At 60.1% G+C, this 24,507-nt stretch carries 22 protein-coding genes; 11 read left to right on the forward strand and 11 right to left on the reverse strand.

Annotated features, from left to right (window positions below; translation table 11 throughout):
* The first annotated feature begins 131 nt into the window (after positions 1-131).
* Positions 132-677, forward strand: coding sequence for a DUF3617 domain-containing protein (locus DKW72_RS04550; RefSeq protein WP_157960390.1), 546 nt, complete (start codon positions 132-134; stop codon positions 675-677).
* Between the two features lie 20 nt (positions 678-697).
* Positions 698-1,840 carry a ShlB/FhaC/HecB family hemolysin secretion/activation protein gene (locus DKW72_RS04555; protein ID WP_111641140.1) on the forward strand — a complete coding sequence of 381 codons (1,143 nt, stop codon included), beginning with the start codon at positions 698-700 and terminating at the stop codon, positions 1,838-1,840.
* 5 nt (positions 1,841-1,845) lie between these two features.
* Here DKW72_RS04555 and DKW72_RS04560 read toward each other — a convergent pair whose 3' ends face one another.
* On the reverse strand, positions 1,846-2,649 hold the full coding sequence (locus tag DKW72_RS04560; protein WP_232522313.1) for a ZIP family metal transporter: 804 nt from the start codon (positions 2,647-2,649) through the stop codon (positions 1,846-1,848).
* A 161-nt stretch (positions 2,650-2,810) separates the two neighbouring features.
* On the opposite strand from DKW72_RS04560, the gene rhlB reads away from it, so the two are divergent.
* Entirely contained in the window at positions 2,811-4,385 is a 1,575-nt protein-coding gene (gene rhlB / locus DKW72_RS04565) for an ATP-dependent RNA helicase RhlB (RefSeq protein ID WP_232522314.1), read from the forward strand.
* A 10-nt stretch (positions 4,386-4,395) separates the two neighbouring features.
* Here rhlB and rrtA read toward each other — a convergent pair whose 3' ends face one another.
* The 4 genes from rrtA to DKW72_RS04585 all read right to left on the reverse strand — a co-directional run bounded on the left by rrtA (position 4,396) and on the right by DKW72_RS04585 (position 8,236).
* Positions 4,396-4,998 carry a rhombosortase gene (rrtA, locus tag DKW72_RS04570; RefSeq protein WP_111641141.1) on the reverse strand — a complete coding sequence of 201 codons (603 nt, stop codon included), beginning with the start codon at positions 4,996-4,998 and terminating at the stop codon, positions 4,396-4,398.
* A gap of 122 nt (positions 4,999-5,120) precedes the next feature.
* Positions 5,121-5,789 (reverse strand): PEP-CTERM sorting domain-containing protein, encoded by a 669-nt coding sequence (locus DKW72_RS04575; protein ID WP_157960391.1) that lies wholly within the window; start codon positions 5,787-5,789, stop codon positions 5,121-5,123.
* 213 nt (positions 5,790-6,002) lie between these two features.
* Positions 6,003-6,695 carry a VWA domain-containing protein gene (locus DKW72_RS04580; RefSeq protein ID WP_111641143.1) on the reverse strand — a complete coding sequence of 231 codons (693 nt, stop codon included), beginning with the start codon at positions 6,693-6,695 and terminating at the stop codon, positions 6,003-6,005.
* 2 nt (positions 6,696-6,697) lie between these two features.
* Positions 6,698-8,236, reverse strand: a complete 1,539-nt coding sequence (locus DKW72_RS04585) for a hypothetical protein (RefSeq protein ID WP_111641144.1) — start codon at positions 8,234-8,236, stop codon at positions 6,698-6,700.
* A 177-nt stretch (positions 8,237-8,413) separates the two neighbouring features.
* Between DKW72_RS04585 and DKW72_RS04590 the strand changes: the two genes are divergently transcribed.
* Together DKW72_RS04590 and DKW72_RS04595 are read left to right on the forward strand one after the other, a co-directional pair.
* Positions 8,414-9,205: a response regulator transcription factor gene (locus DKW72_RS04590; protein ID WP_111641145.1), complete on the forward strand. Its 792-nt coding sequence runs from the start codon at positions 8,414-8,416 to the stop codon at positions 9,203-9,205.
* A 29-nt stretch (positions 9,206-9,234) separates the two neighbouring features.
* A complete protein-coding gene (locus DKW72_RS04595) occupies positions 9,235-10,851 on the forward strand; it encodes an ATP-binding protein (protein ID WP_111641146.1) in 1,617 nt (538 codons plus the stop codon).
* A gap of 31 nt (positions 10,852-10,882) precedes the next feature.
* Here the strand turns inward: DKW72_RS04595 and DKW72_RS04600 are convergent, their stop codons facing one another.
* The 4 genes from DKW72_RS04600 to gatC form a co-directional block, all read right to left on the reverse strand.
* Positions 10,883-11,179: a PA4642 family protein gene (locus tag DKW72_RS04600; RefSeq protein WP_111641147.1), complete on the reverse strand. Its 297-nt coding sequence runs from the start codon at positions 11,177-11,179 to the stop codon at positions 10,883-10,885.
* A 4-nt stretch (positions 11,180-11,183) separates the two neighbouring features.
* Entirely contained in the window at positions 11,184-12,629 is a 1,446-nt protein-coding gene (gene gatB, locus DKW72_RS04605; RefSeq protein WP_111641148.1) for an Asp-tRNA(Asn)/Glu-tRNA(Gln) amidotransferase subunit GatB, read from the reverse strand.
* Positions 12,630-13,041: 412 nt separating this feature from the next.
* Entirely contained in the window at positions 13,042-14,499 is a 1,458-nt protein-coding gene (gene gatA, locus DKW72_RS04610) for an Asp-tRNA(Asn)/Glu-tRNA(Gln) amidotransferase subunit GatA (RefSeq protein WP_111641149.1), read from the reverse strand.
* A gap of 19 nt (positions 14,500-14,518) precedes the next feature.
* Positions 14,519-14,806: an Asp-tRNA(Asn)/Glu-tRNA(Gln) amidotransferase subunit GatC gene (gene gatC, locus DKW72_RS04615; protein WP_111641150.1), complete on the reverse strand. Its 288-nt coding sequence runs from the start codon at positions 14,804-14,806 to the stop codon at positions 14,519-14,521.
* 320 nt (positions 14,807-15,126) lie between these two features.
* On the opposite strand from gatC, the gene DKW72_RS04620 reads away from it, so the two are divergent.
* From DKW72_RS04620 to DKW72_RS04645, 6 genes are read left to right on the forward strand one after another with little or no spacing between them, the layout of a single operon-like run.
* Positions 15,127-16,161: a rod shape-determining protein gene (locus DKW72_RS04620; protein ID WP_111641151.1), complete on the forward strand. Its 1,035-nt coding sequence runs from the start codon at positions 15,127-15,129 to the stop codon at positions 16,159-16,161.
* Positions 16,162-16,219: 58 nt separating this feature from the next.
* Positions 16,220-17,047, forward strand: a complete 828-nt coding sequence (gene mreC, locus DKW72_RS04625) for a rod shape-determining protein MreC (RefSeq protein ID WP_269777877.1) — start codon at positions 16,220-16,222, stop codon at positions 17,045-17,047.
* Positions 17,040-17,531 (forward strand): rod shape-determining protein MreD, encoded by a 492-nt coding sequence (gene mreD / locus DKW72_RS04630; protein ID WP_232522315.1) that lies wholly within the window; start codon positions 17,040-17,042, stop codon positions 17,529-17,531. Before mreC ends, mreD begins: the two co-directional genes overlap by 8 nt.
* A 9-nt stretch (positions 17,532-17,540) precedes the next feature.
* The gene (locus DKW72_RS04635) at positions 17,541-18,146 is read left to right on the forward strand and encodes a Maf family protein (protein ID WP_111641153.1); all 606 of its coding nucleotides are present in this window, start codon (positions 17,541-17,543) and stop codon (positions 18,144-18,146) included.
* Positions 18,139-19,614: a ribonuclease G gene (gene rng, locus DKW72_RS04640; protein WP_111641154.1), complete on the forward strand. Its 1,476-nt coding sequence runs from the start codon at positions 18,139-18,141 to the stop codon at positions 19,612-19,614. Before DKW72_RS04635 ends, rng begins: the two co-directional genes overlap by 8 nt.
* Before the next feature lie 47 nt (positions 19,615-19,661).
* Positions 19,662-23,711, forward strand: a complete 4,050-nt coding sequence (locus tag DKW72_RS04645) for a YhdP family phospholipid transporter (RefSeq protein ID WP_198411220.1) — start codon at positions 19,662-19,664, stop codon at positions 23,709-23,711.
* On the opposite strand, the gene yjgA is transcribed toward DKW72_RS04645, so the two are convergent.
* On the reverse strand, positions 23,702-24,226 hold the full coding sequence (gene yjgA, locus DKW72_RS04650) for a ribosome biogenesis factor YjgA (protein WP_111641156.1): 525 nt from the start codon (positions 24,224-24,226) through the stop codon (positions 23,702-23,704). The two genes, DKW72_RS04645 and yjgA, sit on opposite strands and share 10 nt — an antisense overlap.
* A 6-nt stretch (positions 24,227-24,232) precedes the next feature.
* Complete coding sequence (locus DKW72_RS04655) at positions 24,233-24,505, reverse strand: HPr family phosphocarrier protein (RefSeq protein WP_111641157.1); 273 nt, start codon at positions 24,503-24,505, stop codon at positions 24,233-24,235.
* Between the last annotated feature and the right edge of the window lie 2 nt (positions 24,506-24,507).

Raw genomic sequence — 24,507 nt, forward strand, 5'->3', positions numbered from 1 at the left:
TGCAATATCGCACTCTTCAGGCCTTAGCTTTCTGTATGAGCAACAACTGTACCAGGGCCAAGAGGTTGCCAACCTCTTGGCCCTGGGCCACACTTGCCGGGCAGCCTAACAACAATCACGGAGGTTCTCGCATGGTTAAGCGTCAACAATTGATTCGGATTTTACTCGGGGCAGTCTGCCTCGCCGCCGCGCCCTGGGTTCAGGCTCAGACCCTGGATTTGCGCCCTGGCTTGTGGGAGCACAGCATTACCATTACCGGGCAGTCGGCGGAGATGGATGCCGCCATGCGCGAAATGAAGGCGCAGTTAGAAAGTATGCCGCCGGAGCAGCGCGCCATGATGGAGCGGATGATGGCCGATCAGGGCATCAGCTTTGATGATTCAGGGGCAACCATGAGTTCCATTAAAGTTTGTCTCACAGAGGACGATATTGCTCAGGGAGAGCTGCCGCAGCAAGATGAGTGTGAGCAGGAAATTCTGGAGCGCAGTGCCGAGCGCCTGCGGGTCAGATTCGAGTGTCAGGACCCACCCGCCCGCGGCGAGGGGGAGGTGGTATTTCACAGCCCCACCCACTACACCAGCACAGCGACCATGACCTCGCCCGCCTCGGGTAGCGAGCAGACGCTGGTGATGGAGCAGACCGGGGAGTGGTTGTCGGAAGACTGCGCCGGGCACTGATTGCCGATAAGTGAGACGTTATGAAAAACCCTTTTGGGGATCACCCGGCCCGGAGCCTGTGGCTCCTGGTGCTGGGCGTGGTGGTCGCGTTACCGGTCGATGCCGGGAGTGAGCGCTCCGGTGGACTGCCGCAGATTGAAGTGAGTTTTGAAGACAGCGGTACCTCGGCCCTGGGGCACGATATCTGGGGCCTGGGACTGCGCTGGAACGACATCGCCGGCAGTGGTCACGCTATGGGTTACCGCTTTAACCGGACCGGCAAGAAAGGCGGCTTGGAAGCCCACGGTGTGAACTACCGTGTGCCTCTGGAGGAGGGGCGCGGTCTTCTGCTTGGGGCCCGCTACGCCGAGGTCAGCGACAAGGTGGTCGACGTCGACCCCCGGGCCCGCAGCGACGCCTACTGGTTGCGTCTCGAATTACCTCTGGGAGAAGACGACAGCCCTGTGACCCAGCGCCTGCGGGTGGGGATGGATTACAAGAACTACAACAACGATTTGATCTATTTTGGCGATGCGGTCTACGACAACTTCGTCAAGATCATTCAACTGGTCGCCAGTTACTCGGCGGTCCGCCCGGACGAGTCGGGCATCAACCAATGGTTTCTGCACTTTGTGGCCAGCCCCGGCGGGCTTGGGCGCAACAACCAGACCAGCCGCTTCGAAGCGGCTCGCACCAATGCGGAGGCCAACTACCACCGGATTCAGCTGGGCTTTGAGCGCCACCAGCGCCTGCGCCACGGTTATGCCTGGGTGGTGCGCAGCCGGATTCAGCAGACCGACAGCCGGTTGTTGCCCAGCGAGCAGATGGCGCTGGGCGGACGCACCAGCATTCGCGGCTTCAATGAGCGGGATACCGGCGGCGATAACGGTTACTGGTTGTCCAACGAGCTGCGCTCGCCGCACTTCGAGCTGCCCGGTATACAGGGGCCATCCTTGGGGGATGCCCAATTGTTGATGTTTGCCGACTGGGGACGGGCGAGTACCGTGCAGCCGGAAGAGGACGAGTTCAGCCACAGAGCATTGGCGTCGGTGGGCTTTGGTGTACGTTATCAGTGGCGTGAACACCTGCAAGTCGAGGGCGATTTCGGCTGGCAGGTGGCCGGTCGCTATGACGATATCAGCGATCAGGCGCGCACCCATTGGCGAGTGTCCGCGAGTTTCTAACGCGCCTACAAGGTACTGTCGAGAATCGTCATCAGGGCGAAGCCCCCGAGTAGGGCAAAGGTGGCGGCATTTTCGTGGCCGTCCTTGTGGGTCTCGGGGATGATTTCGTTACTGATGATAAACAGCATCGCGCCAGCGGCACCGCCCAGAATCCAGGGCAGTAAGGGCACGGCGATGGTGACCAGGGTTGCCCCAAACAGCCCGCCGATGGGCTCTATCATTCCTGTGAGTACCGCGACCCAGAACGCAAACGTTCGTGAATAGCCGATGGTGTAAAGCGCCACGGCGATCGCGAGCCCCTCGGGAATATTCTGGATAAAGATACCAATGGCGAGAGGAATACCGTTGGTAACATTCCCGTCGGCAAAGCCCACTCCCACGGCCATACCCTCGGGAAAGTTGTGCAGGGTGATGGCAATCACGAATAGCCAGATGCCATTCATACGCTTGATGTCGATGCCTTCGCGACCTTTGAGAAAGTGCTGGTGGGGTGAGTAGTGGTGTATCAGTGCGAGAATCACGGCACCGATCAGCATGCCCAGGGTGACCACGATAACGGCAACCAGAAGCGTTCTTCCCTGATTCTCGGCAATTTCAAACCCGGGAATCAGCAGTGAAAAAATCGAAGCCGCCAGCATCACCCCGGCCGCCGAGGCGAGCAGTATGTCCTGGGCGCGTACCGTAAGGGCGCGTACAAAGAAAATGCCCGCAGCGCCCAGGGTGGTGCCAAAACTTGCCAGCAGACTCGCGACTGAGCCGATCAGAATCACGTTATCCGGATTGTCGAGCATGGCTTGCCACGCGCTCATTGGTCCCCCTGTGACGGATGAATCGTTAATCTCTTTCTATAATAGAATGGCTGGGTATAGCGAAAAAGCAAGCCGCCGGATCACCGGGAGAGACCCCGGAAGACGATTACCGAGGGAATCGTGTATACTTCGGCCACATTTTGTACAGTAAGGTAAGTGTTTTGATCGGGAAACTATTCAAAAAACTGTCGGGAAGCACCCCGGAGAAGGCTTCGGAGCCCGCCCCCAAAGCGCGCGCTGAGCAGTCCGCAAAAGCCGACACCAAGAGCCGCAACGGTAATACCGCGCGGCCCGCTAAAAACCCGAACCCGGGGCGCTCGCGCCCGGATGCCACGTCCAAGGATGACAAGGCGCCAACGGGGAATCGCAAGCGTCGCTCCCGAGGCGGGCGCAAAGGGGCTCAGAAGCCCGCCAGCGCGCCCTGGGATATCTCCCAGTTTCCGGTGCCGGAAGTCGAGGGCAAAACCCGCTTCCACGATCTGGGCCTGCCTGACACCCTGATGCACGCCATTGCTGACCTCGGCTTTGAATACTGCTCACCCATTCAGGCTCAGTCGCTTCCCCACGCCCTGCAGGGCAAAGATGTGGTGGGCAAGGCTCAGACCGGCACGGGCAAGACGGCTGCTTTCCTGGTGGCCATCATCGACGACCTGCTCAAACACCCGATTGAAGAAACCCGCTATGCCGGTGAGGCGCGGGCCCTGATCGTGGCGCCCACACGGGAGCTGGTGATGCAGATTGCCGACGATGCCAAGGGTCTGTGTAAATACACGGATTTGCAGATCCACACCCTGGTGGGCGGCATGGACTACCAGAAGCAGCAACGCCGTTTGCACAATGACCAGGCCGATATTGTGGTGGCTACCCCCGGGCGTCTGCTGGATTTTTGCGAGCGCCGGGACGTGTTTCTGGATCAGATCGAAGTGCTGGTGCTGGACGAAGCCGATCGGATGCTGGATATGGGCTTTATTCCGCAAGTCCGCCGGATCGTGCGCCAGACACCGCGGCGCGAAGATCGCCAGACCCTGTTTTTCTCCGCCACCTTCACCGATGACGTTCACCGGCTGGTCGAGCAGTGGACCTACAAGCCGGTACAGGTGGAAATCGAGCCCGAGAGCGTGGCGACCGATACCGTCGACCAACGGGTGTATCTGGTGTCCACGGAAGAGAAGTACACGCTGCTCTACAACCTGATTCAACACGAAGATGTCGACAGCCTGATCGTGTTTGCCAATCGCCGGGATCAGTGCCGTGACCTGCATGAGAAGCTGCAACGCCACGGGATAAAAGCCGGGCTGTTGTCGGGTGAAGTGGCCCAGAACAAGCGGGTCTCCACCCTCGAAGCGTTTAAATCGGGCGAGCTGAAAGTGTTGGTGGCCACCGATGTGGCCGGACGCGGGATTCACATCAGCGGCATCAGCCACGTGGTGAATTTTACCTTGCCCGAAGAGGCCGAGGATTATGTTCATCGCATCGGCCGTACCGGCCGGGCGGGCAAGACCGGTACCTCGGTGAGCTTTGCCTGCGAGGACGACGCTTTCCAATTGGAACCCATCGGCCAGCTGCTGGGTAACAAACTGGCCTGCGAGCAGCCGCCTGAGCATTTACTGGCCGAAACCCCGGCGCTGCCCCCCAAACCCCGCTCAAGCAGCGGCCCGCGCCGCAGCAGCGGTGGTGGCAGAAACGATGGCAACAACCGCCGAGGTGGTGGTGGCCGCCCCGGCGGACGCCGTTAACCGGCCCGTCTCACCGCTCTGCATAAGGCCCGCGTTTGCGGGCCTTATTGATTAACCACGCTAATCCCCACGCCAGCCCCGCCAGAGCCCCAAACAAATGTGCGTCTACCGCCACCGGTACCGGCAGCAACTCATGGCTGGCATCGAAGCCGGGCAGTTGTTCGCGCCCGATCTTGACGGCGGCGATGCCCAGGGCGGCGGCGTTGAAGAGCGGGGTTTGCGGCAGGCTGAAGACCAGTCCGGCTACCAGCAGGCCGTGCAGTACCCCCGACAACCCCGCGTAGTAGAGCATTTCCGGATTGCGCCAGAGCAGCCCTGTGCTGACGGCGACGCTGCACGCCAGCCATAAAATCACAAAGCCTTTCACGGGCAATTCCTTGAGCAGCACCCAGCCGATGGCAATCAGGGCGAGCACATTCATGCCCAGGTGGTAGAGTCCGTAGTGCACAAAATGTCCGGTCAGCAGGCGCCACCACTGGCCACTTGCGATGGCTTCGCGGTTGTACTCCAGTGCGGGTTCGCTCCAACCGGGTAGGGCGGCCAGCAGCAGCGCTACGGCGGCGAACAGCAGGGTGAGTTTAACGCTGGGTGTCAGGATCGGTGTGGCGGTCATGGGTACCTGAAAAGCGACGCTGAGAGAGCGGGCTATTCTGGCACAGATTGGCGCTGGGGGCGAAAGGCAAAAAAAAGCCGGGGCATCGCTGCCCCGGTATCATCAAGTGAGCTGAGCGGTACTTAGGCGGATTTGCGGATCCGCCGACGGGTGGCGGCCAGTCCCAACAGGCCGGTGAGCATCAGCAGGAAGGTGCTGGTCTCGGGAACGGTAGCCACTTCGCGAATAAAGCCTGCAGCGTAGGAGTATTTGTTCTCCTGCGTCGGGTTAGGGTTATTGCCTTTAGAGTTGACCCAGAAGTTGTTAAAGCCACCCTCAATACCGAGCGTGACGTCTTTGAACAGGTAAGACATATAGCTGTCGCTGGCTTGCTTTACGCCCAAGACCCAGTCGACTTTGGTGCCGATCCAAGCTTCGGGAACGACAAGCTGATAGCTGTATGCAAAGCCATCGCTGCTGGGCGCTACGGTCAAGGTAAAGCCGGGATCATAGTTTGGGGGCTCCGGGGACTTGAAGCTCTCGGGATCCTTTTCGTAGCGACCAATATACGAGAACATTCCATCGTCGGCCCAGCTCAAGGCGTTCAGGTGGGCCAGTACGGTGTCGTCCCCATTGTCAGAAAGTCCCGTTTCAAAATGGCAGTCATCGGCATAGGCGCCGTTGGCTGTTGCACTTTCTGTGGTGTGAAGCGGCCCACAGGATATCGGTGAAGCCGAACTCAACTGGCTAAAAGCCAGCAGGGTTGCGGCGGCCAGCCAACTGGTATGTTTCAGAAGAAGTAGCCTGCTCATATGTTGCTCCTTGCATCGCGCAATGGTTGCAAAAGATTGTTCTTGGTTTTGGGGTTCTGCACAGCAGTGGAACCCTTGCGGGATAGAGAGCAAAAGGCGCGCCAGCGGCAAGAACTTCAATATTTTTGCGGACTTAGGTGACATGCAAGAGGATGGGGGCGCCAGGATTGTCAATCCTGCCGACGCCCCCAAATGCGGTAGGCCGAGCGATCGTCAGTGTAACGCCAGCTGTTCCAGGCGTCCCAGTTCACTGACCAGGTGCCAGTGACCACCGCTGGCTTCCACCCGCTCTTGCCAGCGTGATAGCCGTTCGCGGTAGTGCGCTGGGTTGTGGTTGTCCTGTTGCTGGCGTTTGGCATTGATGGCGACCACCTGAACCCCCTGCAAATTCACCGCGACATCCCGATTGAGCCAGGGGGGCAGGTCCTCGTGCAGATCGGAAAGAATGAACAATTGACGCTGCCCGGCACCGGTCTCGTGGAGGTAGTCCGCCCCCAGTAACAGACCACCGGTGATGTCACTGTGGTGGCTGGGCACCCGAAAGCGCGTGACAAAGGCGTCAAGCTGTTGCCGGATCAAGCGCTTTTGGTGGGTGGTGACACTGGGGCGATGGTCGAAGGTTGCCCGGGCGATGATATTGCGCTCGGTAAAACTGCTGTTATCGATAAAGGCGATCGCCAGGGAGTCGCCGCTATTGAGTTCCCCCAGCAGGTAACGCGTCAATGTCTGGGCTTGATGCAGCTCACTGGCGTAGTCACTGGAGATATCCACCAGCACAAACACGGCGCGGGACTGGGCGCCGTTCTGGCTGCAGCCGATAAGGCCCAGACACAGAAGCCCCATAAGCAGACGCCGAAAGCCGTTATTCAGAATGTTAAATTTACTGACAAGGGTGTGGAAATTCATGCTCAGGCCTCCCCGGGAGTCAGGTTCATGTCGGGCGCACCGGTTCGAGCCCGGTTTTTGCGGGCGGGTTTGGCTGCCTCGGCGGGTGCTTCGTCCGCAGTGGTAGTGTCTTCAGCGTCGGCTTCGACCTCTACCTGCCGGCGTTCGCGCTGCCCGGCGCGCCAGTGGGTGATCAGGCGCTCCAGACTCAAGGGCAGCATTACGAAGATATCGTAGGCGTGAATCAACATCCGGCTACCGTGATGAGCCGCGCCGCCCAGAATCCGCAAGCTCAGGCGCAGGGCACGCAACAGCCCAACGGCCAGCAACCCGAGCAGGGTGCGCAGGGAGTGCACAAAGGCCTCCAGAGGAATGGCGACGAAGGCCAACGCAAAGGGCAGAATAAAGCCCAGCAGCAACTGCCCGACCGAGGGAATCCAGCGGAACGCGACCTCGCCGGTCTCGGCGCCGGTGAGCGACTGTTGCAGGGCTTCCCGGTCCAGAGCGAGCAGGTCGCGCATATAGGCCAGGGAGGCTTCGATGCTGGCGAAAATTACCAGAATGGTGAAGGCGGCAATGGCCATACGCTTGCGCATGCGGTCGTCCATGCTGCCAATCAGCGGGAACAGGCGGGTGATGCCCAGGGCTTCGAGCAGGAAGATCCCCATGGCAATTTCCACCATGATGATCACCAGAGCCGCGATATCCGAGGTACGGACCGACCCGATGGTACTGGCGCCGCCGACCATCTCTGACATGGGCATGGCGATCAGGTGAAAATTGATGATGCCGCCGAAGGTGGCGATCACCAGGACCAGGCTGGCGATAAAAAACTGGGTCAACGATGAGGCAGTCAGGGCGTGGACGGCTTTGTCTTCGGCCTTACGCAGGCTCTCATAATCGGCCATCTGCCGGTCGATGACTTTGGCACGGCCTTCGAGCCCGGTGATGGTCTGTTCGACCCGGTTCATGGTCTGGTTGAGACTGCGCCACTGGGGCTGCAGTGTGCTGAGAATGCGGTGACGCTCTCCAGCACTCTTCTGATAAGCCTTGAGGGTCTGCTGGTGCGACTCCTCCACTGCGGTGCGGATTTCTTCCAGAATACGGGTCACCGCCGGGTCACCGTTGTTGGGCAGGGCGGCGATGGTGTCCATGACCTGATTCCAGGCCGGCGGCAGGGGCGCGTCGTCGGTGGCGGCGTGGTAGTCCGCCTGGACCCGCTCCAGCGTGTCCTTGAGCTCGCGGTGCAGGACCGGGTAGTGGCTCAGGTCGCGCTCGACCAGGGCGCCGACCCGGTCGAAGTCCCGCTCGATGGCTTTTTCGGCGTGCTCCCGGCCCATGGCCAGAAGGACGTCGCGGTTGCGCGCCGAGACCCGTTGCTCCAGTTGGCGCACGCCGGTCGCGGCGAGCCGCAGGGAGCTGTAAAGCGCCCGCCCGGTACTGCGCAGTAGCAGGTGCGCGTGGGGGCGGCCAGCGTACAGAAGGACGATGGCAATGATCAGCCAGATTGCCAGCGAGAGCGCGGGCGAATCGGACCAGATGGTAAAGAGATCTGAGAACATGGTTATTACCCTCGGTTATAGATAGCGTCGGCTGTTAGTGGTTTGCCGATCTGACAGACTCAGTATCCGGGGCGGCGGTGAAAAATCTGTGAGTTGATCCCGCAAGGTGTGCGCTGAGTCGCGCTTTGGCGCCGTTTACTTCGGGTAGACTGGGACAAATACCAACAGGAATGGCCTATGGCCAACATATTGTGGGTCGAAGACCAACTGCATTGGGTCGACCGCTTTCAGCCCATTCTCGAAGCGACTGACTTTGACGGCGAGCCGACCCGGGTAACCGTGTTCGGGTTTGCCGAGGCGGCCTGCCAACATATTCGCTCGCCCGGCGCTGCGCGTCCGGACCTGGCTTTGCTCGACGCCCATATGAATGGCAATGACAGCGCAGGCTTTTCGGTGTCCCGGGCGCTCAGGCGCAAGTGGCCGGAGCTGCCCATGATCTATCTGTCAGAGCACAGCGGCACCGGCATCGAGCAGCAGGCCTTTGAAACCTCAGAAGCGCGCGACTTCATTGCCAAACACCAGGCCAATATCGAGTCGGTGTTATGTTGGCGGATCAAGGCGGTGTTGCGTCAGCACGCACTTCAGCAGCGCGGTGCGAGCGATGCGGTGATCGACAGTGGCGACCTGCGTCTGGATACCGAAACCTGGGAAGTCTACTGGCGCGGGCACAAACTGATGAACCCGGGCAACAGCAGGCGCCCGCTCGGGCCAACGCCGCGCAAGATTCTGCGCTACCTGGTGGAAGCCGCGCCGCGGCCGTTGAGCACGGCGCAGATTGCCGACAGGCTCGACGCCGATCCCGAGCGCTTTTCCTACGCCAATTACCGCCAGCATATTCGCACCCTGCGCCTGGCCTTTGATCACGCCGAGGGTGGGCAGGGCGACTTTATTGAGGCCTGCAAGCGAGGCGAGGGCATCGTCACTTTCGGCGATCAAGGGGCTTACTGTTGGAAGCCGGTGGTCCGCTGAGGTCACGCTACACGAGAGGAGGCGCTGTGATGGACACAGAGGCTCAGGAGCAGAACAGCCCGGTTGGCCGGGTGCAGAAAGTCACCTACCCCTGGTTGAGCGCCCTGGCGGCGCTGGGGCTTGTGAGTTATTTCGCCTGGTTGACCCTGCCGATGCTGAGTGCGCGCTACCCGGTTCCTCCGCTGTGGCAGGAAGAGCTGCTGATCTACGCGCTGTTGGTCGTGTTCGTTGTGCTGGTGTTGTGGGATGTGCGTCGCTACCTGTACCAGTACCGTCGCCAGCGCGCCGACTTGCGGCTTTTGCGCACTCAGGTCAGCGACTTGTGGCGCGACAAAAAACAGCTGCAACTCAAGGCTCACACCTATTCCGGTCATGCGGAAAAGCTCAAGTTGTTTATCAGCGACAAACTGCTCGACTACATCGAATACGACGAGAAATTTCTGCATTTTAAAAGCATTGCGGCCGAGGTGCGCCACAACGGTGTGATCAGTTTTGACAAGGTCCAGCGGGCTTTGCAGCTCAGTGTGGACGATACCGCGTCGGGGGCGGAGAGTGAGGCCAACCGGGAGGCGCTCGATGCCATGCGCTACCTGTGGGATCTGCTCGACCTGTCCACCGCCGACAACCTGGCGCTGCATATCGGCAACCTTCTGTGCGAATGCGAGGAGCATTATTATCAACGTCTGCTCAATGTCGAGCAGGCCCGGGCGTTGCCTTTCGAGCCGGTGTATTCACCCCAACGCGCGGCCTGGCGCGCCCTGACGCTGGTGTGCGGCGAGCGCCCGCCGGCGCCGGTGGCGGACATGGATTACCTGCTCAGTAACAATCAGTGGTACGTGCGTCTGGCGCCGGTGGCACAGCTGCTGGGTAACGAAAATCACCTGGTGCTCCTGCTCGAAAATCTGCTCAAGAATGCGCAGTATTTTGCCGGCAAGCGCGGTTACAAAAGTCCCTTTGCGTCAGTGGCATTGGTGCTCGAAGAGCGCGAGGGCCAGGTGCTGATCCGGGTGTATAACCGCGGCCCTCATGTCAGCGACGAGGATCGCACCAATCTGTTTCAATTGGGATTCTCCACCCGGCGGGTACGCGAACACCACGGGCGGGGTCTCGGGCTGTACTTCGTCAATGAAATTGTCAAAGGCTATGAGGGCCGGGTGGAAGTGCACAATATCCATACCCGTTCGGCCCGCTATACAGTGCGCATTGAGCTGGAAAACGGCGAGCTGGCGACCGAGTTGCTGGAAGTGAGTGTCAGTGACGGCCAGCCTCAGGTGGTGTTGCCCGACGGTGGCACCGATGATGCCCGACACTGGCAGTTCCGTTCGCCGATACGCAGTGTCGAGGTGACCACCACGGGTACTCAGGGCAGTGACGGTACCCAATGCCTGGCCGATTTTGTGAGCAAGGGCAAAGACAGTCGCTTCGATCCGGCGCACCCGGAGCGGCCCCAGTGGCGTATTCACTCCCACGCCAAGCGCGGCGATCATCAGCTGAGTTTTGAGCCCCTGGCGATTACCGGTGTCGAGTTTGAGGTGTGTCTGCCCTCGGCTCAGCAGCGCCTGGACAACGAAGCGGTGGCGATCGACGAGAATATCGATGAGGAAGTGGAGCGCCTGGACGGTTATTTCAAACCCCAGGCGGTATAAGGCCCATGAGCGGGCCCTATACCCTGACGGCTTATTGGGCGCCGGCTTTTTCCAGTGCTTCGATGTAGGGTTCAGCCCAGCGGTGATCCCGGATGGATTGCAGGAAGGTCTTACCGTCCGGGCCTGGGGCATTGAGATCGTACCCGGCATCGGTAAAAAACTGCACGAAGGTGGCGAAGTTCTCTTCGCGCATACCCCGGTAGGCTTTTTCCAGCAGGTGGTAGTCTCGGCTGACACCTGCCGGTGGTTCAAAGGTCAGGAAGCTTTTGATCCGTTCGTCATCAAAAAACTCGCCCAGCACTTTCTGTTTGTCTTTGCGTAATACCATCAGTTTAGTCACTCAGTTTTTTCAAGAGAATTTCGTTCACGGCCTGTGGGTTGGCTTGGCCTTTACTGGCTTTCATTACTTGCCCGACAAAGAAGCCGAGCATTTTAGGACGTTTGGCCTCGTCGGCGTTACGGTAGTTGTCTACCTGGGCCTGATTGTTGGCAATAACCTCGTCGACGATTTTCTCCAGCGCACCGGTATCGGATACCTGCTTGAGACCTCTGGCGTCGATTACGGCATCGGCATCGCCTTCACCCGCGCACATGGCCTCGAACACGGTCTTGGCGATTTTACTGGAGATGGTGTTGTCTTTGATGCGGGCGATAAGCCCGGCCAGTTGCTCGGGGCTGACCGGCGATTGATCGATACTCAGTTCCTGCTTGTTCAGGTACGCGGCCAGATCCGCCATGATCCAGTTGGCGGCCAGCTTGGGCTCGCCGGAGGCCTTGGCCGAAGCTTCGAAGAAGTCGGCAGTGGCCCGGTCGCTGGTCAGTTGCGTGGCGTCGTAGTCGGACAGACCGAGATCGTTGATAAAGCGCTGGCGCCGCTCTTCCGGCAGCTCCGGCATCTGTTGGCGCACCGACTCGATATAGTCGTCGTCGAGCATGATGGGCAGCAGGTCCGGGCAGGGGAAGTAACGGTAATCGTTGGAGTCTTCCTTGGTGCGCATGCTCCGGGCTTTCTTGGTGTCGCCATTGTAGAGGCGGGTTTCCTGCACGATGGTGCCGCCGCTTTCGAGCACGCTGATCTGACGTTCGACTTCCAGCTCAATGGCTTCTTCCATAAACCGGAAGGAGTTGAGGTTTTTGGTTTCGGTGCGGGTGCCGAGCTTCTCTTCGCCTTTGGGGCGCACGGAGACGTTGACGTCAAAGCGCATGGAGCCCTGGGACATTTCGCCGTCGCAGATTTCCAGTGAGGTGACGATGTTGTGCAGTTTTTTGGCGAAGGCCACAGCTTCTTCGGCGTTGCGCATATCCGGCTCGGTCACGACTTCAATCAGCGGTGTGCCGGCGCGGTTGAGGTCGATGCCGGTCATACCGTGGAAGTCTTCGTGCAGGGATTTGCCCGCGTCTTCTTCCAGGTGGGCGTGGTGAATGCGCACGCGCTTGGTGCGCCCGCCGTCCAGTTCCAGGTCGACATGGCCGGGCCCGACGATGGGTTCGGCCAGTTGGGTGGTCTGGTAGCCTTTGGGGAGGTCCGGGTAGAAGTAGTTTTTGCGCTCGAAGACGGAGCGCTTGCCGATCTCGGCGTTGACGGCGAGCCCGAACATGACGGCGTAGCGGAACGCGCCTTCGTTGGCGACTGGCAGGGTGCCGGGCAGCGCCAGGTCGACCGCGCAGGCCTGGGTGTTGGGGTCGGCGCCGAAGGCGGTGCTGGCGCCGGAGAAGATTTTACTTTTGGTGGCGAGCTGTACGTGTACTTCCAGCCCTATCACTGTTTCCCATTCCATCTCTATCAACCTTGGTTGGTGCCTGTGTTGGTGGGGCAGGCGGAGCGTAAAGCCTTGCGGGACTCGCTGTGAATACGTCCCTGTACGCTCGAAGTCGGCATCCATGCCTCCTACGGTCCCGCAAGGCTTCACACTCCGCCTGCCGTGCCACATTCAGTGCTCACAGTAGTTAATCGGTTTTCCTAATTAGGAAAACGTTGGTGGGTGAATCCACGCTGTCGTTTGCTGGCACTGAGGCCGAAGCGAGGGGGTGTCCTTGCGAAACCCTCTCTTCAGGGATGAAGAGAGGGAGCTACAGGGACGTATTCACCGCGTTTTCGCAAGGACACCCCCTCGCTTTGGCCGGAAGCTCACTAAAGCATGCCAAAGCTTCGTCCGGAGGGGGCTTTTTGCGACACTTTATAAACCGTATTCAATCCAATGCCGAAGGCGCTACCTGTTGGTGGTGGTCGGTTGCCTGTTGGAATTGGTGGGCAACGTTGAGTAGCTTTGATTCGGCGAAATAATCGCCGATCAATTGCAAGCCTACCGGTTTGTTGTCCACCAGCCCGCAGGGAATCGACAAGCCCGGCAAGCCCGCCAGGTTGGTGGCGATCGTGTAAATGTCTTCCAGGTACATCGCCACCGGGTCCTTGGTTTTTGCGCCAAAGGCAAAAGCCGGCGAGGGCGAGGTCGGGCCCATGATCACATCGACGGACTCAAAGGCTTCGACAAAGTCCCGTTTGATCAGTCGGCGGACCTGTTGCGCCTTGTTGTAGTAGGCGTCGTAATAGCCGGTCGAGAGCGCATAGGTGCCCACCAGAATCCGGCGTTTCACTTCCTCACCAAAACCCTCGCTGCGGGTGCGCATGTACATGTCGGTCAGATCCTTCGGATCCTCACAGCGGTAGCCGTAGCGCACGCCGTCAAAGCGCGACAGGTTGGCCGAGCATTCGGCTGGGGCAATGACGTAGTAGGCCGGTACCGCCAGGTGGGTATGGGGCAGGCTGATGGACTTGATGGTCGCGCCCAACTGCTCGTAAAGCTTGATGGCGTCTTCGACGATTTGCGCGGTTTTCGGGTCCAGGCCTTCGCTGAAGTACTCCTTGGGAACCCCGATGGTGAGGCCCTTGATCGGGTTGTTCAGTTCCGCGGTGTAGTCCGGCACTGGCATTTCGACGCAGGTGGAGTCCTTGGGGTCGTAGCTCGCCAGGTCGTTCATCATCAGTGCCGCGTCTTCGGCGGTGCGGGTAAGCACGCCGGCCTGATCCAGGCTTGAGGCAAAGGCGATCATGCCCCAGCGCGATACCCGGCCGTAGGTGGGCTTGATGCCGGTGAGTCCGCACAGAGCCGCGGGCTGGCGAATGGAGCCACCGGTGTCACTGGCGGTGGCGCCGGGGGCGAGCAGGGCTGATACCGCCGCTGCCGAACCGCCCGAGGAGCCGCCGGGCACGCAGTCGGTCGCCCAGGGGTTTTTCACCGGACCGTAGTAGCTGGTCTCGTTGGACGAGCCCATGGCGAACTCGTCCATGTTGGTCTTACCCAGGGTCACGGCACCGGCGCGCCGGTAGTTGTCGACGATGGTGGCATCGTAGGGGGCAATAAAGTTGTCCAACATCTTTGAACCGCAACTGGTGCGTACGCCGTTGGTACAGAAGATGTCCTTATGGGCGATAGGCACGCCGCACAGGGCCGGGGCGTCACCCTGGGCCAAACGGGCATCGGCGGCCTCCGCCTGGGCCAGGGCCAGCTCCGGGGTGACGGTGATGTAACTGTTGTAGGTGGCATCCCGCGCCTGGATACGCTCCAGGTAGTGGCGAGTCAGCTCGACACTGGAAAAGGCTTTGCTGCGCAGGCCCTGCACCAGTTCGGCAATGGTCTTGGTATGCATTGCGACAATAATCCTCGGGTTATTCGATCACGCGGGGGACCAGGTACAGGCCCGCCTCGGCGGCAGGTGCCAGGCTCTGAAAAGTGTCGCGCTGGTCGGGTTCAGTCACGTCGTCCGGGCGCAGGCGCTGCACAGCATCCAGTGGGTGCGCCATGGGGGTGACGCCCTGGGTGTCTACCGCCTGCAGTTGGTCGACCAGATCCAGCACCTGGGAGATGCGCGCGGCGGCCTCGCCGCTTTCAGCGTCGGAGATTTCGATCCGCGCCAAACTCGCCATTTTGGCGATGGTGGAAGTGTCTACAGCCATTCGGGTTGCTCCGCTGTGATGGCAAGCACGGTAATTCCGTGGTAACGGTCGTTATTTGGCCAGTTTGGGCGTAAAATAGCCCGCAATGTGTCCGGCCTGTGATTCAGGCCGCTAAACTTATCACATTTGCGCCTTGCCCTAAATCCCTGCCGTTGATAGAGTGCGACAATTAAGAAGAATGCGGCAAGATACGCGCTTTTTGTGCCTGTGGGGCCGCAGACGAGCAGCAAATCGCTACATAATGGCAGCGCGCAGGGAACTGGAATGGGACTTTCGTCTCTGACGTGCTCTACCAGAACAAAACAAGGCTAGAAACACACATGTTGAAACATCTTCGCGGAGCTTTCTCCAACGACCTCTCCATTGACCTGGGAACGGCCAACACGCTTATTTATGTTCGGGGTAAGGGCATCGTCTTGAATGAGCCCTCGGTGGTCGCCATTCGCCACCACAAGGGCCAGAAAGTGGTTGAGGCGGTAGGTAAAGAAGCCAAGCGTATGCTTGGCCGCACCCCGGGCAACATCACTGCAATTCGCCCGCTGAAAGACGGTGTCATTGCCGACTTCCAGGTCACAGAGAAAATGCTCCAGCATTTCATCAGAAAAGTACACGAGGCCAATTGGTTCCAGCCCAGCCCGCGGGTCCTGGTCAGCGTACCCTGCCTGTCCACGGAAGTGGAAAAACGCGCGATCCGCGAGTCAGCCATGGGCGCCGGTGCCCGGGAAGTCCGCCTGATTGAAGAGCCTATGGCCGCGGCGATCGGCGCCGGCCTGAAGGTCGACGAAGCCAATGGTTCCATGGTGGTGGACATCGGCGGCGGTACGACTGAGATTGCCGTAATTTCTCTCAACGGCGTGGTTTATTCCGACTCGGTGCGTATCGGCGGTGACCGCTTTGATGAAGCCATTGTCAACTACGTGCGTCGCAACTACGGCAGCGTGATCGGTGATGCCACGGCGGAGCGTATCAAGCAGGAAATCGGCTGTGCCTTTGCCGGTAGCGAAGTGCGCGAAATTGACGTGCGCGGCCGCAACCTTGCCGAAGGGGTGCCGCGCAGTTTTACCCTTAATAGCGATGAGATTCTCGAAGCCCTGCAGGAGCCCCTGGCGGGTATCGTGCAGTCGGTGAAAAGTGCGCTCGAACAATCGCCCCCGGAGCTGGCGTCAGATATCGCCGAGAGCGGTGTGGTGCTGACCGGTGGTGGTGCCCTGTTGCGCGATATCGACCGGCTACTGTCTAACGAAACCGGCCTGCCGTTCATCGTCGCGGACGATCCGCTGACCTGCGTTGCCCGGGGCGGCGGCATGGCCCTGGAGATGATGGACAAGCGCAATATCGATTTGCTGTCGTCTTAAGCGCCGGGTGGATGGGGGTTAGCCCCCGACGATCGCGGGAGATTTCGTTATCAAACGGTTGTTTACCAAAGGCCCGTCGGTTGCCGCGCGTGCAGTGATACTCAGTGCGGTGGCGGTCGGGCTGATTCTCGTCAACCTCTATACCGACTGGCTCAACCCGGTCAGGGAACAGTTGGGCTCGGTAGCTGCGCCTTTCAATTGGGTGACCAACGTGCCCACGGTGATCTCCGAATGGGGGCAAGACACCTTTGTCTCGCGCACCGAGCTCAAAGCCGAAAACGACGCCCTCCAATCCGAAATTCTGATTCATCGGCGCAAGCTCCAGCAGATGGCGGCGTTGGCGGCTGAGAACGTGCGCCTGCGCCAACTGCTCGGATCCAGCGACATGCTCCAGGACAATGTCCTGGTGGCCGAGTTGATCGGCGTGTCCCCTGACCCCATGCGCCATGCACTGGTCATCAACAAAGGCCGGCGCGACGGCGTCTACATGGGCCAGGCAGTTCTCGACGCCTTTGGTCTGATGGGGCAGGTGATCGAGGTTAACCAAGGTACCGCTCGGGTGCTGCTGATTACTGACGCTTCCCACGCTCTGCCGGTGCAGGTCAACCGCAACGGGGTGCGCGCGGTAGCCGAGGGCAGCGGTGACTTGAACCGCCTGCATCTGCGTCACGTGTCCAATACTACCGATATTCGGCCCGGCGATGTGCTGGTCAGTTCCGGCTTGGGTCAGCGTTTTCCTGTGGGCTATCCCGTGGCCGAGGTCGAGCGTGTGGTGCGCGACCCGGGCATGCCTTTCGCAACGGTGATCGCCAAGCCCAAAGCGCGCCTGGATCGCAGTCGACACCTCTTGCTGGTCTTTGGGAACGAGGAGGCAGGCCTTGATTGACCTGCTGCGCGGGCACAATCGTTGGATGCTGCTCTTGCCGATTCTTCTGGGATTGCTACTTTCTGTCTATCCGCTGCCGCTGGAGTTGCGCTGGTGGCGGCCAGCCTGGGTTTTGTTGATTGTCATCTACTGGTTGTTCACGGCCCCGGAAGATTTCAGCCTTACCTTTGTCTTCGGCCTGGGGTTGGTGCAGGACCTTATTACCGGGTCGCCCCTGGGTCAGCACAGCCTGGGTTTGGTGATCGTGTCTTATATCTGTCTGCAGTCCTATCAGCGGGTGCGCAACTACGCGCGCTGGCAACAGGCCTTGTGGGTATTTGTTCTGGTGGGGATCAGTCAGGTTATAGGCAACTGGGTCTACAGTATGAGCGGACTGACGGTGTCGGGGATGCAATTTCTCTATCCGGCGCTGACCAGCGCCTTGCTATGGCCCCTGATGTTCCGGATACTGGAGATCTTTCGTACCGCTAACCGGATAAGTTGAGCTGTCACTGTGACGATCGATCTGTACCTGGCCTCCCGCTCTCCCCGCCGCCGCGAGCTGCTGCGCCAAATCGGTGTGCGTCATGCGACGCTCCCGGTAGCGGTGCCCGAAGTACCCGCTGTGGGGGAATCCCCTGAAGATTACGTGTGCCGTCTGGCGCGCGAGAAAGCGCAAGCCGGACTTGAGGCCTCGGCCCGTGCCGGACTGGCCGAGCGGCCCGTGCTCGGCGCTGACACCCTGGGCGTCTGCCAGGGCCGAATTCTGGAAAAGCCCGCCGATGCTGAGGCCTCGCTGAAAATGCTGCGCGCCATGTCTGGTGCCACGCACCAGGTGTTGAGTGCCGTCGCGTTGGCGACGCCAGAGCGCGTCGATGTCGGGCTATCGATCACCGATGTGGATTTCCGCCTGCTCAGTGATGAGGAAATTCGTGCCTATTGGGACACCGGTGAGCCCCGCGACAAGGCCGGTAGCTATGCCATTCAGGGGTTGGGTGCGGCGTTTGTGACCGGGCTGCGCGGCAGCTACAGCGGCGTCGTTGGCTTGCCCCTGGAGGTTACCTTGCCGCTGCTCAGGGAGTTCGGGGTCCCTTGGTGGCAGGAGCCGGACGATGAGTGAGGAAATTCTGATCAATGTCTCCCCGGTGGAGACCCGAGTGGCGCTGGTCGAGAATGGCGTTGCCCAGGAGCTGTATATTGAGCGCAGTCAGCATAAAGGTTACGTGGGCAACATCTATAAAGGCAAGGTGGTACGCGTGCTGCCGGGAATGCAGGCCGCATTTGTGGACATTGGCCTGGCACGTACCGGTTTTATCCACGCCGCCGAGCTGGTGCCCGAGATGGATGAGCAGGGTGAGTCCGGTAGGCGCAGTGAAACCCCGGATATTCGTTCGCTGGTTCGCGAGGGTGAGAGCATCGTCGTGCAGGTCAGCAAGGATCCAATAGGGACCAAAGGCGCGCGTCTGACGACACACTTGAGCTTGTCCGCGCGCTTTCTGGTGTACATGCCCGGCAGCCCGCACATTGGCATTTCCAGCCGTATCGAAGATGATGCTGAGCGCGAGCGTTTGCGCACATTGCTTGACGAGGTACAGTCGCGCGAGGGAATCGAGGGCGGCTTTATTCTGCGTACCGTGGCGGAGGGCGCCGAGCAGGACGCCCTGCAGGCGGATATCCTGTTTTTGCAGAAGCACTGGCAAAAGTTGCGCGCGGTTTTGGCCGACGCGCCCACTCCCTCGGTGATTCACACCGACATGCCACTTTTTCTACGTGTTTTACGCGACTTGGCACGTGCCCCCATTGAGAAAATTCGCGTCGATTCACGACAGACCTGGCACCAGATGCGCGACTTTGCCGCGGGTTATTCGCCCCAATTGGTCGATCTGATTGAATGCTACACCGGCGAGCGGCCGCTGCTTGATCTCTACGGTGTCGAGGATGAAATTGCCCGTGCCCTGGATCCACGTGTGGCACTCAAGTCCAATGGTTATCTGGTGATTGAGCAGACGGAAGCGATGACCACCATTGACGTCAACACCGGGGCTTTTGTGGGGCGACGCAATCTGGAAGAAACCATCTTCAAAACCAACATGGAGGCGGCCAGTGCCATTGCCCGGCAATTGCGTTTGCGCAATCTCGGGGGCATCATCATTCTCGACTTTATTGATATGCGCGACCCCGAGCACGAGCGCCAAGTGTTACGCACACTCGAAAAGGCGCTCGAAAAGGACCACGCGAAAACCCGGATTACCGGCGTGTCGGAATTAGGTCTGGTGGAAATGACCCGCAAGCGCACGCGCGAGTCGCTCGGGCAGATGCTGTGCGAGCCCTGCCCATTGTGCACAGGGCGCGGCCAGATCAAGTCGGCCGAGACCATTTGCTACGAGATCTTTCGGGAAATTCTGCGAGAGGCGCGGGCCTACGATAACGAAAAATTTCTCGTGCTTGCGGCGCAGGTGGTGGTCGATCGTCTGCTCGATGAGGAGGCGGCTTATGTCGCTGACCTGGAGGCCTTTATCGGCCGAACCATCGAGTTCCAGGTCGAGCAGCTATTCACCCCAGAGCAGTACGATATCGTACTGGTTTAGGCGCGAGGGTTGGTACGCTGGTTATGGCTCGCTTCGTTGGTTCTCTAGTGAAAACGCTTTACCTCACGGTGGCAGTCGCTCTGATCGCGCTGGCTGTGATGGTTCAGCTCGGGCGCAGTTTTGCCCATCTGGCGAGCGATTACTCTGAGCCACTGAGTCACTACCTGTCCGAGCGGCTCGGGTTGACGGTGGTTATTGCCGAACTCGAAGTTCAGTGGCCGGGTATCAACCCACAGGTCGTTCTTACTGATGTTCAGCTCACCGGTGAGTCCGAGTTGCCGGTACTTGAGCTTGAGCGCGCGGCCCTGGAGTTGGATCTTTGGCAGAGTGCGTTGCGCGGCCGGCTCCATTGGGGGCGGGCCGATGTTGACGGGGGGGCCATGACCCTGTGGCAGTTTGCTGATGGCCGCTGGCAGATTCCGGGGTTGCCGGTGGTCGGTACCGATACCGAGATGGCTGAAGACGTCGGGAATGCGACACCTGACAGTTTTTTCGAGTTGTTCCTGTTGGGAACCCAAATTCACTTTCGCGATACCCACTTCACTCTGCGCTTCTCTGATCAGCGCGAAGTGCAATTGTTTGCCCCTCAGGTCTCGTTGGAAAATCGGCGCAACTTCCACCGTCTGGCGCTCGACGTCGACATTGACGAGCGCGCGCAAGCCCTGCAACTGATTGTGGAAGGGCGGGGTGACCCCCGGGTGCCGGCGCGCTTTGATGCCCGTGGCTATTTGCAACTGCGTGACGTGCCCACCTCTGAGCCTCTCATTGGTGTCGCTGCGTTACTCCTTGGGGGGATTGATCACCCCAATTGGTACAGCAGCGGTCGACTCGATGCGGAGCTCTGGTTCAACTCTCGCCCGGGTGGCGATGGCTACGCGCTCAAGGGGCAGCTGAGCAGCTCTGATCTGCTCTGGCCCACCGGTGAGTTCCCGGTGGCTATTCACGAGTTGCACACCGATGTCACTGGCCATTGGTTGCGTACTGGCGCCTGGCAGGTGGCGCTGCAAGACCTGCATGGGCGCTGGAATGAATCAAGCCTGGAAGGGATCAATATTGCAGCGTCTGCCGACGGGCTCGGGGAGCCTTTGCGCCTGATGAGCGATGCGATCGCGCTGGATGTGGTCCAGCGCCTGGCCCTGGAGAATACCTGGTTGATGGCCTCACCGCGACTTGAAGAGGTCATCACCACCCTGGCCCCGCTCGGTGAACTGCGCGATCTGACGTTTGAATTGCCGCTTGATGAGCCGGGTAGTTGGCAGCTGAGTGCCCAACTGGAATCGGTGAGTGTCAGACCCTGGGCGGGGGTACCGGGTCTACAGGGCGTGGACGGCTATGTCTATGCCGATCGCCGGGGGGGGCACGTGGATCTCGCGCGCGAGGGCAGTTTCAGCATGTTCTACCCCCAGGTCTACGACGCCCCCATGCGTTATGGCGGTGCCCAGGGGCAGGTGGCCTGGTGGTTGCGTCCTGAGGACAACCGCGTGTACGTCAACAGCGGGCCACTGACTCTGCAAGGCGAGCCCGGCAACAGCGAACATGCTCGCGGCTATATGTGGCTATCGGTTCCCTGGGAGCGGTACTCGGCGGACCTGGACCTCTATCTCTATATTGGCGGGCACGATATTCCCGCCGGTCTGCACACCAAATATGTACCGGCGGTCGTTCCTCGGGCACTGACGGGGTGGCTCGAACGCGCCGTCGGACGCAGTAATCCGGGCTATGCCTCCGATGGCGCGTTCATCTTTCGCGGTACCCTCAACAATCCCGAGGCTCTGGCGCGCAGCCACCAGCTGTACCTCAATGTCCACAATGCCAACCTGGACTACCACCCCGAATGGCCTGCACTGCGACGCTTCACCGGCGAGCTGGTACTCAATGACAATCTGCTTGATGCGCGCGTGGATAATGGCCATATATACAACAGCCGGGTCAAGGCGCTGCAGGTGGCGCTCCAGCCCAACCCCGAAGGCGAGCAGTCGCTGCTGAAGCTCAATGGCCGTATTGATGGCCTGGCAAGTGATGGCCTGCGGGTTTTGCGCGAGAGCTTTCTGCGCCGATTTGTCGGCAACCAGATGGATGGCTGGTATATGCATGGCAACCTGCAGGCGGATGTCAGTCTGGATATACCCCTCGGCGAGGGTGAGGCGGGGGCGCGCCAGCAGGTGGATATTGCTCTGAGCTCACCCAGTCTGCGCATGGATAATTTTGGTGTGAATGTGGCTCAAGTGCGCGGTGATCTGCACTACGACAGTCGCTCCGGACTGAGCAGCGACAATTTGCGCGGACAGCTGTTTGGTGAACCGCTGGCGGTGAGCATTCATCCCCACACGGATCCGCGTGGCGCCAATCAGACCCGTATCGATCTCAGTAGCCGTATCAGTCGCGACAACCTGCTGGACTGGCTGAGGCGCCCGGAGCTGTTATTTTTTGAGGGCGAAACCCAGGTGGACGCGCGCATTTCCCTCAAGCATGGGGAGAACGTGGCGGCAGATGCTCGCGATCCTGATCCCGCACGGGTCGCTATTGAGGTGCAATCGGATCTGCAGGGTATGGCGGTGAATCTCCCGTTGGGGTACCGCAAGACCGCGGAGGAGACGCGCCCGTTAGCGCTGACGCTGCGCCTGCATGAACAGACGCGCGAATTGAAACTGGACTATGGCGACGATCTGGGGCTGTGGCTAGAGGCCGGCGCCGAAACCCTGACGTTGTTGCGCGGCAATCTTGCCCTCGGGGCGCCCGCGCACCTGCCCGCAGAGCCGATACTGTTGTTGAGCGGTGCGCTCGAAAATCTCGATCCCCAACCCTGGCAAGGGCTGGTTGACGACTATCAGGGCTATGTTCGTCAAATGCGTGAAGAGCAGGGGGATCTGGAGGCGCTGACCGATGTCCTGTCGCTTTCGGCCCTGCCACCGCTGCATGCGCAGATTCTGGTGCGCGATCAACAATTGGGGCCATTGCAGTTGACCGATCTGGCATTGGAAGTAACGCCGCTTGATGATGATTGGCAGATTGGCTTCAGCAACCCGGCGATGGCGGGCGAGCTGTTGTTTACCGGCGATGAGCGCCCCTCGCGCTTGGCGCTCCGGCGTCTGGATGTGCAACTTCCGGCGCAGGCGACGCGGGGCGAAGACACGGCAGCCGGTTCAGTGGTCGACGCCATTGATCCGCGCAGCCTGCCTGCACTGGATGTGGTGATCGATGAGCTTGCCTGGCAAGGTGAACCACTGGGTCGAGTCAGTTTTCGCTTGCGCTCGGATGAGCACGGCAGCTTGTTTGACGATATTCACGCTGACATTAGAGGCTTGCGTTTGCAGGGCGAGACGGCTGAGCAGGGCGCGAGTTTACTTTGGCTGGTCGATGAGGCCGGTGCTGCCTTGACGCTTGCCAATGGGGTAGTCAGCGCTGATGACCTGGGCGGGGTGATGGCGGCCTGGGGGCAGCCGGTGATGATCGAGAGTGAATCGGCCCGCTACGGGCTGAATTTGCGTTGGGCGGGTGCGCCCCACGAGGTCGACCTGACGCGCCTCGAAGGCGACGTCAGCATGCAGGTCAACAATGGTCGCTTTACCCGCAACCCGGGCGCGGGCGACGGGGTGCTGCGTCTGTTTGCGGTTTTGAATTTTGACTCTCTCGCCCGGCGGTTGCGCCTGGACTTTTCCGATCTGGTGCAAAGTGGGTTGGCCTATGACGAGATTCGCGGCACCGCCAGTTTTGATCAGGGCCTGATGTCCTTCAGTGAACCGTTATCCGTGCGCGGCCCCTCAAGCCGCTTCCAGCTTGCGGGCAATATCGACCTGCTCGATGAGACTCTGGATGCACGCCTGGTGGCGACGCTGCCGGTGGCGGGCAACCTGACTTTTCTGACGGCGCTGGCCGCAGGCCTGCCCGCTGCCGCCGGGGTTTACCTGGTCAGTCGATTGTTCGAGCGTCAAGTGGACCGTGCGACGAGTATGAGCTACCGGGTGCGCGGCCCCTGGGACGACCCGGAGGTCCGCTTCGATCGGCTGTTTGACAGTGATGCCAGTCTGCGTGCGACCCCTGGCGGGGTTGTGGTGGAGCCTCTTCCGGAAGCGGCCGAGCCCACTGATCAGGACTGATCTTGCGCCAGCACCTCCAGCAGATAGCGAAACAGTTTACGTGCATGCGCCGGAGGTTTCTGGCCGGATTTTTCTTTCAAGGCCTGGCGTAGCAGCGAGCGCAAGTGTTGAATATCGGTGTTTGGATACTGGGCGATAAAGGCTTCGAGCTGTGCCTTGTCGCCGGTCATCAGTTGTTCGCGCCAGCGCTCCACCAGGTGTTGGCGATGGATGTGCTGGTTGTGCTTGTCTTTCAGGCGGGCGACGCCGTCAATAATGCTCTGGTGATCGCCTTCGCGCATAAGCCGGCCAATGTATTGCATCTGCCGTCGGCGCGCCTCGTTGTGTCTCAGGCGCTGGAATTCATGGATGGCATCAAGCAGCTCGCCGGTGACCGGAATCTCGCCCAGTTGCCCGTCGTTCATCTCGGTCAGTTCCTTGCCCAGATCCTGTAGCGCGAGCATTTCACGCTTGACCTGGGATTTACTTTTGTACGACTCCTCGTCGTGGGCGTCGTCATGGGGATTGTCGGTCATTGATGATTACTCGTCTTCTTCAAAACGTTGGGCGATCAACTCGCAAAGGGTATCCAGGGCCTGCTCGGCATCGTCACCGTCGGTGGCGACTTCGAGGCAGCTGCCCTTGGCGGCTGCGAGCAGCATGAGTGACATAACGCTCTTACCGTCGACCCAGCTACCCTCAGGGGTGCGAGCCTGAATCCGGCAACTGAATAGGTTTGCCGCCGTGGCAAACTTGGCCGCCGCGCGGGCGTGTAGCCCGCGCTTATTGACGATGGTAACGGTGCGTTGCGGCATGA

The organism is Marinimicrobium alkaliphilum (assembly GCF_003259155.1).
GTDB lineage: Bacteria > Pseudomonadota > Gammaproteobacteria > Pseudomonadales > Cellvibrionaceae > Marinimicrobium_A > Marinimicrobium_A alkaliphilum.